This is a genomic window from Rathayibacter sp. AY1C4 (assembly GCF_002932195.1).
In the GTDB taxonomy this organism is placed as follows: domain Bacteria; phylum Actinomycetota; class Actinomycetes; order Actinomycetales; family Microbacteriaceae; genus Rathayibacter.
Genome location: NZ_PSWE01000024.1, coordinates 25,496 through 39,263 on the forward strand (window position 1 = coordinate 25,496; position 13,768 = coordinate 39,263).

A 13,768-nucleotide genomic window follows, 5' to 3' on the forward strand; every position below is an offset into this window, starting at 1 on the left:
TACCGACGCAGGCCTGCCGGCCAGGAGGGGCACGCGCCGCTCCGGAGCTCGAGCGCGCCTCCTCCGCCCTGCCGAAAATGGTTCGGCTACCGTCCGTGGCGGGCCGAGTTCCTCGGTCCGCCACCCGAGGAGGGATTGCCCATGCACGATTCGACCGAGGCTGCCGTCGTCAAGAGGGTCCTGGAGGACGAGATCCTCGAGAACTACGCCTCCGTGGTGGACGTGGTCCGGACCTGGATCGAGAGCCCGAACAGCGTCCGCATCGTCTACCGGCGCCGTCTCGACGGCGACCATCTGATCGGTCAGCGCTTCCGCTTCCCACCGCACGCCGCGAACGACGATCCCGTCTCGACGGGAGTCGATGCGGCGCTGAACACGGCCGAGCCCCTCGGCGCGCCCTTGGAACGCGCGCGGCTCGCGGACGGGGTCTTCTGGTTCGCGATACCGCCGACCGACGCACTGCCCGCCATCCCCGACGGGCCGTCAGCACCGAGCCGGGACTGAGCGACGGCGGCGAGCTCGACCGGGCACCCCCTACCCCGCACCCCCACCCCGCCCCTAGGTTGGGGGGACCCGCATCGCCGACCGCGCACCACAGAGTTCCGATGGAGGAACGCCATGGCCACGACACCCGTGCTCCGCAGGATCGCGATCGCGCTGGTCGCGGTCGTCGCAGTGGGAGTGGCGGGTGCCGCACCGGCGTCCGCTCTCGACAGGCCCGTCTCCGGATACCTGAAGGACAGCGGGCTCACGCCCGAGAAGATCCGCGACTTCCTCGGCGGACCCCTCATCTCGCCCTCGACGCAGGTGGGCTACGGCGGAGCGGTCTCGAGCGTCGACGCGAACGCGAGCCGCGTGGGCATGGAGGTGCTGAAGCGCGGCGGCAACGCAGCTGACGCCGCGGTCGCCACGGCCGCGGCCCTCGGCGTGAGCGAGCCGTACAGCGCCGGCATCGGCGGAGGCGGGTACTTCGTCTACTTCGACAAGGCCTCCGGCGAGGTCAGCACCATCGACGGACGCGAGACAGCGCCGGCCGGCATCACCTCGGACGCGTTCCTCGACCCCGCGACCGGAGCCCCGTACCCGTTCACCCCGGACCTCGTCTCCTCCGGCGTCGCGGTCGGCGTGCCCGGCACGGTGGCGACCTGGGACACCGCGGTCGACCGCTTCGGCACCCTGCCGCTCCCCGTCGTGCTGGCGCCCTCGATCGCGCTCGCGGCGAAGGGCTTCCGGGTCGACGAGACCTTCCGCAACCAGACGCTCGACAACCTCGAGCGGTTCCAGGCGTTCCCCGACACGGCCGAGCTCTTCCTCCCCGGTGGGGACGCGCCGAAGGTGGGCAGCACCTTCCGCAACCTCGACCTCGCGAAGACGCTGACCTCCATCGCCGTCCACGGGCCGGACGCGTTCTACGAGGGCGCGCTGGCCGCCGAGATCGCCGACACGGTCCAGAACCCGCGGATCGCCGAGGGGTCGGACCTCCCCGCCCCGGCCGGCACGATGACCGCCGCCGACCTCGCGGCGTACTCGGTCGCCGAGCAGGCGCCGACCCGCGTCTCCTACCGCGGACTCGACGTCTACGGGATGGCACCCTCCTCCTCCGGCGGGATCGCGGTCGGCGAGGCCCTCAACATCCTCGAGAACCACGACCTCGCGTCCGAGGACACGGGCAGCGCCCTGCACCTCTACCTCGAGGCGTCCGCCCGCGCCTTCGCCGACCGCGGCGCCTACGTCGGCGACCCCGCCTTCGTCGACGTGCCCACCGAGACGCTCCTCAGCCAGGAGTTCGCGGACTCGCGGGACTGCACGATCGACCCGGCGACCGCCTCCGTCCGCCCGGTCGCGCCCGGCGCTCTCGACGGCTCCGGATGCGCGACCGCCCCCGCCGCGGAGGAGTCGGACACCGAGAACATCTCCACGACCCACCTCTCGGTCGTCGACAAGTGGGGCAACGCCGCCTCCTACACGCTCACGATCGAGCAGACCGGCGGCTCGGCGATGACCGTCCCCGGCCGCGGCTTCCTCCTCAACAACGAGATGACCGACTTCTCCCCCACCTTCGTCGACGGGGACCCGAACCGGATCGAGCCGGGCAAGCGCCCGCGCTCGTCGATGTCGCCGACGATCGTGCTCGACGGCGGGGACGTGCGGTTCGTCGTCGGCTCGCCGGGCGGATCGACGATCATCACGACGGTCCTGCAGACCCTGGTCAACCGCATCGACCTCGGCATGACGCTCCCCGAGGCGGTGGCAGCGCCCCGCGCCTCCCAGCGCAACGGCGCGACGACCTCGGCCGAGCCCGAGTTCATCGAGGCGTACGCCGACGACCTCGCTCCCTTCGGCCAGCAGCTGGTCCCCTCGGGCGACACCTTCACCTCGGCCGCGCAGATCGGGGCGGTGGCCGCCATCGAGGTCGACCCCTCCGGCCGGATGACCGCGGTCGCCGAACCGGTGCGGCGCGGCGGCGGCGTCGGGCTGGTGGTCCGGCCCGAGAAGTGACGCCCCGGAGCCTCCGCGGTCCGCTGAGAGGAACCGTCGGCCGGCCGCCCCTCTCGCCCGGGAGCGGTCCTCCGCGGGAAGGAGGCGTCTGCGACACTGGGGAGATGTCGTCGTCGCGCCCGCTGCGCACCCTCCGGGGTGTCGTCGCGGCGACGGTGGCGACGCTCGTCGCGCTGTTCTCGCACGTGGCCGGCGGCGGCCAGATCCCGGGTCCGCTCGGTGTCGCGATGCCGCTCGTCCTGTCGGTCCTGGTGTGCGTGGCGCTCGCCGGGCGCAGGCTCTCCCTGGTCCGCCTGGCGGTCTCGGTGGGAGTCAGCCAGTTCCTGTTCCACACGCTCTTCACGATCGGGACCTTCGCGGGGCCGGTCGATGCGCCGACCCTGCACGCGCACCACGGTGCCGTGATCGACGTCAGCGCGGCGATGACGCACAGCGGGATGACCGGCTCCTCGATGTGGGCGGCGCACCTCGTCGCCGCCGTCGCGACGACCGCGGCGCTCCACCGCGGCGAGTCCCTCCTCGTCAGTGTCGCCGCGACGACGAGCCACCTCGTCACCCGCCTGGTGCGGGTCCTGCCGACTCCGGTGGCCGCTCCTCGACCCGCGCGACGCTCCTCCTTCGAGCTGCGCGACGTGCTCCCCCTCGCCTCGGGCGTCTTCCCCCAGGCGGCGCTGCGGCGCGGCCCCCCTCTGCAGCCCGCCTCCTGATCATCGACGCGAGCCGCGGCGAGGACCTCCCCGGAGGTCCCCGCAGCGTCTGACCGACCCGTCTCCTCCCTGGACCCTCGCGAACGGCGCGCCCCTCACCGGGACGGCGGAGGCCGACGAGCCCGACTTCGAGGCGACGACGACCATCGGCTTCCCGGTGATCCCGGAGTTCTCGCACATGAGGCGCGCCCGCTCGGAGAACACCGCCGAGCGCTTCCACCGCCGGGCCTACAACTACGACGACACCCCGACGGGCGAGGACATCTCGAACTCCGGGCTGATCTTCGCGGCGTTCCAGGCCGACGTCACCGCGCAGTTCGTGCCGATCCAGAAGCGCCTGGACGAGCTGGACCTGCTCAACGAGTGGACGACGCCGATCGGCTCCGCCGTCTTCGCGATCCCGCCGGGCTGCGTCGAGGGCGGCTACATCGGCGACACCCTCCTCTGACCCTCACCGGCACCCGCCACAGCACCGAAGGACCAGAAGCATGACCACCACCGCCACGAGACCCCGCGACTCCGCCGACACCCCGCCCCCGCCGCACAGAAGCAGCGCAGGCTGGCTCGGACAGCTGCTGCTCCGCCTGCACTTCTCCGCCGCCCTGTTCGTCGGGCCGTTCATCCTCGTCGCCGCGACCAGCGGAGCGCTCTACGCACTCACCCCGCAGCTCGAGCAGGTCGTCTACGCGCAGGAGCTGCACGCCCCCGAAGCGGACACCTACGTGCCCCTGGCCGACCAGATCGACGCCGCCGACGCGTACACCGGAGGCGGGCAGAGCATCGTCGCCGTCCGCCCCGCACCGAACCCCGGCGACACCACCCGGGTGATGTACGCGGACCCGTCGCTCGGCGCCAGCGAGACCCGCGCGGTCTTCATCGACCCGGCCACCGCCGACGTCCGCGGCGACCTCACCGCCTACGGCACCAGCGGCGCCCTGCCGTTGCGGACCTGGATCAGCGACCTGCACCGGACGATGCACCTCGGGGACGTGGGCCGCTCCTACAGCGAGCTCGCCGCCTCCTGGCTGGGGGTCGTCGCCCTCGCCGGCCTGGGCCTCTGGATCATCCGCCTCCGCCGCGCCCGCGTGAAGAGGGACCTGCTGCGCCCCGCGCCGAGGACCACCGGCTACAAGCGCCTGTTCTCCTGGCACGCCTCCACCGGCGTCTGGCTGCTCGTCGGCGCCCTGTTCCTCTCGACCACAGGCATCACCTGGTCGCTCTACGGAGGCGGGAACTTCGAGACCCTCCGCTCCGCAGTCGGCTGGACCACGCCCTCGCTGGGGACGACGCTCGGCGACCGGACCGGCGAGGTGGCCGACGAGCACGCCGGACACGCCGGACACGGCGCGGCCACCGGCGACGCCGTCGAGTCGACGGCGGGCTACTCGCCGGCCGCCTACGACTCGGTGCTCTCGGTCGCCCGCGAGGTCAACGTGAACACGGGACTGGTCGAGATCCGGCCGCCCGCGGCGGAGGGCTCGGCCTGGGTCGTGCAGGAGATCCAGCGCAGCTTCCCGACCGAGGTCGACGGCGTCGCGATCGACGGGAGCACGATGCAGGTCGTCGACCGGGTCGACTTCGCCGACTTCGGCCTCGTCGCCAAGCTCTCCCGCTGGGGCATCGACACGCACATGGGCTCGATGTTCGGGCTGCCCAACCAGCTGCTGCTGTTCGTCACCGCGGCCGGCATCGCCACGATGGTCGTGCTCGGGTACCTGATGTGGTGGAAGCGCCGCCCCACCCGCGCTCCCCGGCTCGGCGGCACCCCGCCGGCCCGGGGAGCGCTCCGGCGCGCGCCGTGGTGGGGAGTCGCGTCCGTCCTGGTCGTCGCCGCCGCGGTCGGGCTGTTCCTCCCGCTCCTGGGTGCGAGCCTCGCGGCCTTCGTGATCGTCGACACGCTGCTGGGGCTCCGACCCGCGCACCGCTGAGCGCGCGGGCGCCGACCCGGTGAGGTCCACCGGGCCGGCGTCACAGCCCCTTCGGGAAGCCGAGGGAGCGCAGCACGGGGTCGAGGCCCTCCCACTGCTGACGCCGCTCCGCGTCCCGGTCGGCGTCGCTCCCCCGGAGTCCGACCGCCTTCCTCACCGTTGTCTCCGTGGATTCGGGGCAGTTGTCGGCTCCGGAACGCGCCAGGGGTCCCGGGTACGGCTGACCGCCTTCAGCCGCCTGATGGCATGCCGTGATGAGCCGCCCGGGACCCCGCAACGGCAGGACCGCTCATGGAGAGACGCGACCAGATCGCCCCGTGATGACATGCCGGCGAGGTCGTTCACGGCGCACCGCACCCGCTGAACGGAAGGACCCTGCGTGCCCCGACTCCGGGCCGGAATCGACGCCGGCAAGGCCGACCACCACTGCCGGTGAGGGTGCATCGATGATGCTCATCGCGCGCCTCCGAGCCAGAGTCCTGTTGCTGCGGCGATGACGCTGAGGAGGAGCGTGCCGAGGGCGTTGATGGCGGAGGCGAGTTGGCGTCCTTCGGCGAGGAGACGGACGGTTTCGAGGCTGGCGGTGGAGAAGGTGGTGTAGCCGCCGAGGAAGCCGGTGCCGAGGACGAGTCGCCACGGCTCGGGGGCGATGCCTGCGAGGGCGAGGCCGGTGATCAGGCCGAGGAGGAGTGATCCGGTGACGTTGATGACGGTGGTGCCCCAGGGGTAGGCGCCGCCGGTGCGGGCCTTGATGAGCCCGTCGAGGAGGAGCCGTGTTGCGGCTCCGATTCCACCGGCGAGGGAGAGCGCGAGGAACAGTGCGGGTGTCATGCCGGCACCTTCCTCTGCGTGCGTCGCCGGTGGAGTGCTGCGGCGAGGGCGACTCCGGTCCAGGACGCGAGGGCACCGAGCAGGACGGTGCCGAGCGCGTAGAGGGCGGCGGGTGCGGGGTGTCCTGTGGTGAGCAGGTGGGCGGTGTCGGTGGCGAGGGTGCTGTAGGTGGTGAAGCCTCCGAGCGCTCCGGTACCGAGCAGCAGCCGTGCGGTGCGGCGTCGGCCCTCGTCGCTGCCGGCTCTGGCGAGGCTCTCCAGGAGTACGCCGAGCAGGAGCGCGCCGACGATGTTGATGGCGAAGACGACGGTGTCGAAGGCGGGATCGGCGGGGAACGCGAGGGTCAGGCCCTCCCGCGCCCCGGTCCCGACCGTGCCGCCGGCGGCGACGAGGAGGAGGTATCGCGGACGCAGGTGCACGGGTCGTGGCGTCCCGTCGGGGGCGTCGTCGACGTCGAGGTCGCTGTCGACCGGCAGCTCGGGGTCGGGGTCCGGGGGGCGGTGACGGTGGCGGTCATCAGTCACGGGGAGTGGGACCTTTCGGGAGGGGGCGGGTCAGTGGGTGAGACCGTAGTGCAGCGTGGGGTCGAGGTGTTCGATGTCGACGAGGCGGTTGTACTTCGCGACCCTCTCGCCGCGCGCGGGGGCGCCGGATTTGATCTGCCCGACTCCGGTTCCCACCGAGAGGTCGGCGATGAAGGTGTCGAGGGTCTCGCCGGAGCGGTGGGAGACCATGCAGCGCATGCCTGCGTCGTGCGCGGCCGCGATCGCGTCGAGGGTGCCGGTGATGGTGCCGATCTGATTGGGCTTGATGAGTGCGGCGTTGGAGTAGCCGTTGCGGGCTCCGTCGCGGATGCGGTCGGCGTCGGTGACGTAGAGGTCGTCTCCCACGAGCTGCACCCGGTCGCTGATGGCGTGGGCGAGGAGGGCCCAGCCCTCGTGGTCGTCCTCGGCGAAGCCGTCCTCGATGCTGCGGATCGGGTAGTCGGCGATCAGCTTCTCGTAGTAGCGGGCGAGTGCGTCGCGGTCGAGATCGGTGCCGGCGACGGTGTAGTGGCCGTCGCCGTGGAAGAAGCCGTTCGCGGCGGGATCCATCGCGATCGCGATGTCACCGGTGCCGGGCTGGTATCCGGCGTCGGTGATCGCTGCGACGAGGAGGTCCAGGGCGTCTTCGGGCCGGTCGATGGGGGGCGCGAAGCCGCCCTCGTCGCCGAGCCCGGAGGTGCCGTAGGCGGTGCGGACGCGGGCGGCGAGGGCGTGATAGATCTCGGCGCCGACCTGCACGGCCTCCTCCTCGGTGCCTGCGGAGACGGGGGCGATCATGAACTCTTGGAAGTCGAGGCCGTTCGCGGCGTGCGCGCCGCCGTTGATGACGTTGAAGTGCGGGACGGGCAGGGAGGCGGTCGCCCCGGTGTGATCGGCGATCCACCGGTGCAGGGGCAGGCCGGTGCGCGCGGCGAAGGCGCGGGCGGCCGCGATGGAGACGGCGACGACGGAGTTCGCTCCGAGGCGGGCGAGGTTCGCGGTTCCATCCAGTGCTCGCAGCGCTTCGTCGATCTCGCGAAGCGAAGTCCAGGAGTGATCGAGCAGGAGGGCGCGGATCTCGCCGTCGACGGCCGCGACAGCGGAGCGGACTCCGCGTCCGCCGAACGCGGGGCCGCCGTCGCGCAGCTCGACCGCTTCGAACGCGCCCGTCGAGGCGCCCGCGGGGGCGGAGGCGTCCAGGACGGTGTCGTCGTCCAGACGCAGGGTGACAGCGACGGTCGGGAAGCCGCGGGAGTCGAGGATCTGCCGTGCGGCGACGTCGGTGATGACCAGCGGCTGTCCGGCGGGGTGGGTGACGTACTCGCCCGTCCCGTGGATGCTGGTGCGGGTGTGGCTGATGTAGGCGTTCATCAGGTTCCTCCTTCGTGGGCGAGCGTGATCGCCGCCCGGTCGGCTCTTGCGGGGTCGAGGTAGCGTCCGCTCCTCGAGATCGGTGTCCCGGACGGCCCGGTGTCGTACAGGTACGGCTGACCCGTCGGGATGTTCAGATCGCGGACCGCGGCATCGCCGAGGTCCTCGAGAAGGGCGCGCAGCGCGCGCAGGGAGTTGCCGTGCCCGACGATGAGCACCGTCTCGCCCTCCTGGAGGGCGGGCAGGATGCGCTCCTCGAGGAGCGGCTGCAGTCGGTGGACGACGTCGCGCAACGACTCCGTCTCCGTCATCGCCTCGGCCGGCTGCCCACGGAACGCCGCGGACCTGTGCAGCTGCACGAAGGCGGCGGCGGACAGAGCAGGCGGGCGGACGTCCATCGACCGGCGCCACTCCAGGAAGGCGTCGGCCCCGTACCGGGCTTCGACGGCGCTTGTGGACAGGCCGGTGAGCGCTCCGTAGTTGCGCTCGTTCAGCCGCCACTGGGCCGCGACGATCCGCGGCCGCCCTGGAAGGGCGCCGGCGATGATCCGGGCCGATTCGGTGGAGCGCTGCAGGGTCGACGTGAGGATCAGATCGGGGTCGATCGATGCGTCCCTCAGTAGCGTCGCGGCCTGTCGCGCTTCGTCACGTCCGAGGTCGGTGAGGGGGACGTCGAGGACGCCGCAGAAGAGACCGTCGGCGTTGCCGGTGCTCTCACCGTGGCGCACGAGGACGAGCGGGGGATGCGCGGGCATGGGTCACCTACCTGGTCTCTGATCGAGAAGGTAGGAACCATCAGCCTCGGCGGCAGTTCGAGCTCACGCTCGGGCGGGATCCATCACCACTGCCGTCAGCCTACGCCCGCACCTCGGTCAGGACCAGGGCAGCGGCTCCGAATCATCGACCGGGGCGAGGGGGATCATGAGGGCCGGCCGGTGCTGACGGTGAGCGAGACGGGCGCCGACGGCACCGGAGAAGACCTCCTGCACGGTGCGACGCAGAGACGGCTCCTTCGTGCCGACAATGATCATGACCGCATCGACACGGTCCGCGAGCGTCGCCAGAGCGTGTGCAACGTCACCGGCCATCTGATGCGTCTGCCACGGGACACGGTCACCGACGATCCGGTCAAGCCGCTCGAGGATCGCAGGATCTGGAGCCAGCGGAGTGTCGCGGATGCACTGCGGGCGACACCGGTGCCTTCCTCCCGGGTCTGGTCCCCGCCAGCTGCCCGCGCGTACGCGCGCGGACGCTGCGGCGTACCCGGATCGGCTGCTACTGACGAAGCGCGCCTCGGGAACGAACGGTGGGATCACGCTCGACCCGACGATCGGGGTGTCGTCGAGGATGGCACGCGGTCGAACCGATCACCACGGATACCACCGCGCGCGAGGCGGTGAGAAGCAGCTCAGGCGCAAGGGGGTCGCGAATCGTCGTCGGCGCGGTTCACTCACTGCATGGATGGTCTGCCCTTCGTTGTTCTCGTCGTCATCTTTCTCGCCGCCGCCGCAGTGGTGTGGGTCGCCGGCATCCAGTTGTCGAAGGCCACGGACGTTCTGGATGCGCGTCTGCACCTGGGGAGTGCGCTGGGCGGTCTGATCGTTCTCGCCGTCGCGACGAACCTGCCGGAGATCGCGATCACCGTGTCCGCCGCGCTCTCCGGGAACCTGGACGTCGCGGTCGGCAACATCCTCGGCGGCATCGCGCTGCAGACCGTGGTCCTCGTCGTCCTCGACCTGTTCGGCAAGCCCGGAAAGGGTGCGAAGCCGCTCACCTACCGTGCCGCGTCCCTCACACTCGTGCTCGAGGGGCTCGTGGTCGTCGCGGTGCTCGCCGTCGTCATCGCCGGCAGCCAGCTGCCCTCCGGACTTGAAGTGCTGCGCCTGACCCCGGACGTCGTCCTCATCGCCGGCCTCTGGGTCGTCGGGCTGCTGCTCGTGCAACGCTCCGGCAAGCACCTCCCCTGGCACGAGGACGGGCGGGCCCCCGACGCGACAGCATCCCCCTCGAAGAAGAAGACGCACCCGATGAGCACACGCAAGGCGACCATCGTGTTCACGATCTCCGCCGCGGCGACCCTCCTCGCCGGTGTCGTGCTCGAGCGCGCCGGTGATGCAGCATCCTCGCAGCTCGGTCTCTCCGGGGTGCTGTTCGGAGCCACCGTGCTCGCTCTCGCCACCTCCCTCCCCGAGATCTCGACCGGGCTGCAAGCCATCAAGCAGGGCGACGACAACCTCGCCATCAGCGACATCTTCGGCGGCAACGCCTTCCTCCCCGTCCTGTTCCTCGTCGCCACCGTCCTCTCCGGCACCGCAGTCCTCCCGCAGGCGAACTCGTCCGACATCTACCTCACCGCTCTCGCCGCCCTGCTCACCCTCGTCTACATCGTCGGACTGATCTTCCGACCCACCCGCCGCATCGCCGGCATGGGAATCGACTCGTTGATCGTGCTCGCGCTCTACACCGTCGGCATCGCGGGACTCTTCGCCATCACCGCGACATGACGTCCGCGCCGCCGTGGGCAGATCGACCAGATCGCTGTAGCTCGAGCAGACACGGCCGCTGGCGTGATCGGCGTAGCGACGAGCCGTGCACCGGTCAGCGCAACTCGTGCGCGATCTCCAGGAACGCCGCCGCGGACGACCCGATGCGATCGGACCAGATGGCGCGGAGGGGTCGCACGAGTGCTGGTCCGCGGAGGGGCACTCGTATCAGTGAGCGCGCGGCGAGATCTGTTTCGACGGTGAGGATGCTCATGACTGCGGGCGCGATGCCGGCGCGGGCGTTCGCTCGGATGATCGCCGTCGTCTCCAGGATCGCGGCGGGAGTCGTGAGTGCGAGCCCGGCGTCGTGGAGCCATGCTTCGAGGGTCGTCCGGGTGCCGGAGCCTTCCTCTCGTGTCAGCAGTGCGGTCCCGGCCAAGTCCTCGGCGCTGATACTCGCCGCGCGTGCCCAGGGGTGGTCCGGTGCCACGACGACAGCGAGTTCGTCCTCCGTGACCACGTCAGAGGAGAGCGTGGCCGTGGACGCCGGTGTCTCGACGAATCCGAGCTGCGCCGCACCGGATCGCACGAGCTCTGTGACCGTGGCTGAATTGCCGGCGATCAGCTGCACACTCACCTCGGGTGTGCGCTGTCGGAATTCGAGGAGCCAGCGTGGGAGCAGCAGTTCGGCGATGGTCTGCGACGCCGCGAGAACCAGTGAGCCGGTCGGCTGTCGCAGTGCCGCCGCGCCCGCCTCGAGGCGGCGGGATGCCTCGAGGACCGGGCCGGCCAACTCGAGCACGAGCCGGCCCGCGTCGGTCATCAGGGACCCGATCGGAGAGCGGCGCACGAGCGGCTGCCCGATGGCGCGCTCCGCTACCCGCAGACGCGCCGAGACGGCCTGCTGGGTGACACCGAGGGCTTCGGCAGCGCGGGAGAGCGAGCCCGCCTCGGCGATGCGTTCGAGCACCTCCAGCGTGTCGAGATCCAGGATCCGGTCCGTCAATCGCCGCGTCGCCACAAGCACTCATTGTGCCCCGCCAACACGATCGCTGTATCGGCTGGTGACGGCGATGCTCAGGCTGGAGTCATGACAACTTTCTCCCCCGCCCGCGCATCTTCCTCGATCGGGCATCCTCCGCGGTCGAGGCGCTTGTTCCGGGAGTTGGAGCATCCGGGACTGATCGTGTCGAACCTGACGCCGAACTGGTTCGCGTCGATCATGGGCACCGGCATCGTCGCGGTCGCCGCCGCGTCCCTGCCACTCCAGTTCCCCGGACTCCGTACCGGGGCCACCGTCATCTGGGCGATCGCCGCGCTGCTGCTCGTCGCGCTGACCGTCGCGACCGGGCTGCACTGGGTCCGCTACCGCGGTACAGCGGCGAGGCACCACCTGAATCCGGTCCTCTCGCACTTCTACGGCGCGCCGCCGATGGCGTTTCTCACCGTCGGCGCGGGAACCCTCCTCCTCGGCAAGGACTGGATCGGCCTGCCGGCCGCTGTCGCCATCGACTGGGTGCTCTGGGGTGCGGGGACTCTCGGCGGGCTGGCGACGGCGGTCCTGGTGCCCTACCTCGCGTTCACCCGGCATGAGAACAAGCCCGATTCGGCGTTCGGCGGCTGGCTGATGCCGATCGTTCCGCCGATGGTGTCCGCTTCCACCGGCGCAGTGCTGCTGCCGTACGCGCCCGCCGGGCAAGCGCGGGAGACGCTCCTGTGGTCCTGCTACGGCTTCTTCGGCCTCAGCCTGGTCGCGTCGCTGGTGGTGATCACCCTGATCTGGAACCGGCTCGCGCAGCACAAGGTCGGAGCGGCGGGGATGGTGCCGACACTGTGGATCGTCCTCGGTCCGGTCGGACAGTCGATCACCGCTGTGAATCTGCTCGCCTCGAACGCGCCCACCGTCGTCGACGCCGGCACGGCGCGTGCGCTGCTGGTCGTGGCTCTGGTGTACGGCTTCGCGATGCTCGGCTTCGCGCTGCTCTGGACCGTCATCGCCCTCGCGATCACCCTCCGCACCGCGAAGGAGCACCTGCCGTTCAGTCTGACGTGGTGGTCGTTCACGTTCCCCGTCGGCACCTGCGTCACCGGACTGAACGGCCTCGCCCTGCACTCCGGTCTCACGGTCGTCGCCGGCCTCGCCGTGCTCTACTACGTCGGCCTGGTCGCCACGTGGATCATCGTCGCCGCCCGCACCTTCCACGGTTCCGTGATCCGCGGCACCCTGCTCGCACCACCGCGGCCGGCCTGACCGGGATCGAGGACCATCGTGGATGTCCGAACCTTGAACGCCCTCGCCGAGACCTGGCGGAGTACCGCGGACGCGACCGGACGCTTCGTTCCGGGCTTCGATCCCCGCTCCGGCGGCACCGCCAGTCGCGTCCTGGTGCTGATGCAGTCACCCGGCCCTCGGACGATCGCCGCGGGATCCGCTGCCGTCTGCAGCGAAGACAACCTCGGGCCCACCGCCGCCGCGTTCCGGACGGCCCGCATCGAGTCCGGACTCTCCCGCGACCACTACCTCCGATGGAACCTCATCCCGTGGGAGATCCCTGGCCGCGTCCGCCCCGCGGACATCGAGCAGGGCCGGCTCGCGCTCGGTGAGCTGCTGGAGCTGCTGCCCGCGCTCGACGCCGTCGTCACCTACGGGACCGTGGCGCTCGACGGGGTCATGCGCTACCTGACCCTGCACGATGATCCCCGCGTCGTCCCCGTCCTCGCGGCACCGCACCCCTCACCGGCCAACGGACGTCACCGCGCCGACCAGCACCTCCGCTCCGTGAACGCGCTCCGCCTCGCGAATCGTCTCGGATCCGGTCGGCGAGTCGCAGACTGACGGCACTGAAGGGAGACGTCCGCGGCTCGGCCGGCACCGGTCGTCGTGACCGATGAGGCGCTGATCTCAGACGGATCCCGTCCTCGGACCGCTGACGGGACCGGCCTGGTCGTCCACGACGTCGACGGTGTACGCCGCGCCGTGCTCGAGCGTGTGGCCGACGGTGCACTGGCGGTCGACCGCCCGGTGGGTGCGCTCGGACAGTGAGGCGATCCGCTCGGGATCGAGCGCCGACAGGTCGGCGCGGATCACGGCGGCGATCGAGTCGTAGCGGTCCTCACCCTCGGGCTTGGTCGCGGTGATGTCGGTGGTCGCTTCGAAATCGGCTCCGAGCCGGCTGGCGAGGATGTGGTCCGAGGAGAGCATGCCGCAGGCGGCGAGGGCGAGGTGCAGCAGCTCGCCGGGCGAGAACACGCCGTCGGCGTCCGACCCGCCGATGCGGACCTCGGCTCCTCGCGCGTTGCGGCCGATGAAGCTTCTCGGTCCCTCGCGGGTGATGTGCAGCGGCGTGGTCTCGGTGCTCATGGTCTGCTCCTGTCCGGTGTCCGCGGCACCGCGGGCAGTGTCGGTGTCTCCTGCTGGCGGGCGG

14 protein-coding genes, 1 pseudogene and 1 riboswitch are annotated in these 13,768 nt (G+C 71.2%); of the genes and pseudogenes, 8 read left to right on the top strand and 7 right to left on the bottom strand.

Features of this window, described 5'->3' with window-relative positions; genetic code table 11:
* The first annotated feature begins 141 nt into the window (after positions 1 to 141).
* The 5 genes and pseudogenes from C5C99_RS12445 to C5C99_RS12465 all read left to right on the top strand — a co-directional run bounded on the left by C5C99_RS12445 (position 142) and on the right by C5C99_RS12465 (position 5,134).
* On the top strand, positions 142 to 504 hold the full coding sequence (locus tag C5C99_RS12445; RefSeq protein ID WP_104340172.1) for a hypothetical protein: 363 nt from the start codon (positions 142 to 144) through the stop codon (positions 502 to 504).
* A gap of 114 nt (positions 505 to 618) precedes the next feature.
* Entirely contained in the window at positions 619 to 2,499 is a 1,881-nt protein-coding gene (ggt, locus tag C5C99_RS12450; RefSeq protein WP_104288695.1) for a gamma-glutamyltransferase, read from the top strand.
* 104 nt (positions 2,500 to 2,603) lie between these two features.
* Positions 2,604 to 3,206 (top strand): hypothetical protein, encoded by a 603-nt coding sequence (locus tag C5C99_RS12455; protein ID WP_104224800.1) that lies wholly within the window; start codon positions 2,604 to 2,606, stop codon positions 3,204 to 3,206.
* A 76-nt stretch (positions 3,207 to 3,282) separates the two neighbouring features.
* Positions 3,283 to 3,654, top strand: a pseudogene (locus C5C99_RS12460) (Dyp-type peroxidase); the annotation flags it as partial.
* 40 nt (positions 3,655 to 3,694) lie between these two features.
* Positions 3,695 to 5,134 (top strand): PepSY domain-containing protein, encoded by a 1,440-nt coding sequence (locus C5C99_RS12465; protein ID WP_104340173.1) that lies wholly within the window; start codon positions 3,695 to 3,697, stop codon positions 5,132 to 5,134.
* Positions 5,135 to 5,587: 453 nt separating this feature from the next.
* Here the strand turns inward: C5C99_RS12465 and crcB are convergent, their stop codons facing one another.
* The 5 genes from crcB to C5C99_RS12490 all read right to left on the bottom strand — a co-directional run bounded on the left by crcB (position 5,588) and on the right by C5C99_RS12490 (position 8,891).
* Positions 5,588 to 5,965 carry a fluoride efflux transporter CrcB gene (gene crcB, locus C5C99_RS12470; RefSeq protein ID WP_104224798.1) on the bottom strand — a complete coding sequence of 126 codons (378 nt, stop codon included), beginning with the start codon at positions 5,963 to 5,965 and terminating at the stop codon, positions 5,588 to 5,590.
* A complete protein-coding gene (locus tag C5C99_RS12475; RefSeq protein WP_258062373.1) occupies positions 5,962 to 6,489 on the bottom strand; it encodes a CrcB family protein in 528 nt (175 codons plus the stop codon). Before C5C99_RS12475 ends, crcB begins: the two co-directional genes overlap by 4 nt.
* 30 nt (positions 6,490 to 6,519) lie before the next feature.
* Positions 6,520 to 7,860, bottom strand: coding sequence for a phosphopyruvate hydratase (gene eno, locus C5C99_RS12480; RefSeq protein ID WP_104333996.1), 1,341 nt, complete (start codon positions 7,858 to 7,860; stop codon positions 6,520 to 6,522).
* Entirely contained in the window at positions 7,860 to 8,615 is a 756-nt protein-coding gene (locus C5C99_RS12485) for a 2,3-diphosphoglycerate-dependent phosphoglycerate mutase (RefSeq protein ID WP_104261249.1), read from the bottom strand. The genes eno and C5C99_RS12485 overlap by 1 nt, the downstream gene beginning before the upstream one ends.
* Before the next feature lie 24 nt (positions 8,616 to 8,639).
* Positions 8,640 to 8,712: riboswitch (Fluoride riboswitch) on the bottom strand.
* A 20-nt stretch (positions 8,713 to 8,732) separates the two neighbouring features.
* Positions 8,733 to 8,891 carry a hypothetical protein gene (locus tag C5C99_RS12490; RefSeq protein ID WP_181027259.1) on the bottom strand — a complete coding sequence of 53 codons (159 nt, stop codon included), beginning with the start codon at positions 8,889 to 8,891 and terminating at the stop codon, positions 8,733 to 8,735.
* Positions 8,892 to 9,317: 426 nt separating this feature from the next.
* Between C5C99_RS12490 and C5C99_RS12495 the strand changes: the two genes are divergently transcribed.
* Complete coding sequence (locus tag C5C99_RS12495) at positions 9,318 to 10,364, top strand: sodium:calcium antiporter (RefSeq protein ID WP_104261248.1); 1,047 nt, start codon at positions 9,318 to 9,320, stop codon at positions 10,362 to 10,364.
* A gap of 94 nt (positions 10,365 to 10,458) precedes the next feature.
* On the opposite strand, the gene C5C99_RS12500 is transcribed toward C5C99_RS12495, so the two are convergent.
* Positions 10,459 to 11,364: a LysR family transcriptional regulator gene (locus C5C99_RS12500; RefSeq protein ID WP_104340174.1), complete on the bottom strand. Its 906-nt coding sequence runs from the start codon at positions 11,362 to 11,364 to the stop codon at positions 10,459 to 10,461.
* A gap of 165 nt (positions 11,365 to 11,529) precedes the next feature.
* On the opposite strand from C5C99_RS12500, the gene C5C99_RS12505 reads away from it, so the two are divergent.
* Together C5C99_RS12505 and C5C99_RS12510 are read left to right on the top strand one after the other, a co-directional pair.
* On the top strand, positions 11,530 to 12,594 hold the full coding sequence (locus C5C99_RS12505) for a TDT family transporter (RefSeq protein ID WP_258063693.1): 1,065 nt from the start codon (positions 11,530 to 11,532) through the stop codon (positions 12,592 to 12,594).
* A gap of 18 nt (positions 12,595 to 12,612) precedes the next feature.
* On the top strand, positions 12,613 to 13,179 hold the full coding sequence (locus C5C99_RS12510) for a uracil-DNA glycosylase family protein (protein ID WP_258063694.1): 567 nt from the start codon (positions 12,613 to 12,615) through the stop codon (positions 13,177 to 13,179).
* A gap of 66 nt (positions 13,180 to 13,245) precedes the next feature.
* Here the strand turns inward: C5C99_RS12510 and C5C99_RS12515 are convergent, their stop codons facing one another.
* Positions 13,246 to 13,704, bottom strand: coding sequence for an OsmC family protein (locus tag C5C99_RS12515; RefSeq protein WP_104340176.1), 459 nt, complete (start codon positions 13,702 to 13,704; stop codon positions 13,246 to 13,248).
* Between the last annotated feature and the right edge of the window lie 64 nt (positions 13,705 to 13,768).

Coding starts and splice junctions, on each gene's coding strand:
- C5C99_RS12445 (WP_104340172.1), top strand. CDS start 142: ATGCACGATTCGACCGAGGCTGCCGTCGTCAAGAGGGTCCTGGAGGAC.
- ggt (WP_104288695.1), top strand. CDS start 619: ATGGCCACGACACCCGTGCTCCGCAGGATCGCGATCGCGCTGGTCGCG.
- C5C99_RS12455 (WP_104224800.1), top strand. CDS start 2,604: ATGTCGTCGTCGCGCCCGCTGCGCACCCTCCGGGGTGTCGTCGCGGCG.
- C5C99_RS12465 (WP_104340173.1), top strand. CDS start 3,695: ATGACCACCACCGCCACGAGACCCCGCGACTCCGCCGACACCCCGCCC.
- crcB (WP_104224798.1), bottom strand. CDS start 5,965: ATGACACCCGCACTGTTCCTCGCGCTCTCCCTCGCCGGTGGAATCGGA.
- eno (WP_104333996.1), bottom strand. CDS start 7,860: ATGAACGCCTACATCAGCCACACCCGCACCAGCATCCACGGGACGGGC.
- C5C99_RS12485 (WP_104261249.1), bottom strand. CDS start 8,615: ATGCCCGCGCATCCCCCGCTCGTCCTCGTGCGCCACGGTGAGAGCACC.
- C5C99_RS12490 (WP_181027259.1), bottom strand. CDS start 8,891: ATGATCATTGTCGGCACGAAGGAGCCGTCTCTGCGTCGCACCGTGCAG.
- C5C99_RS12495 (WP_104261248.1), top strand. CDS start 9,318: ATGGATGGTCTGCCCTTCGTTGTTCTCGTCGTCATCTTTCTCGCCGCC.
- C5C99_RS12515 (WP_104340176.1), bottom strand. CDS start 13,704: ATGAGCACCGAGACCACGCCGCTGCACATCACCCGCGAGGGACCGAGA.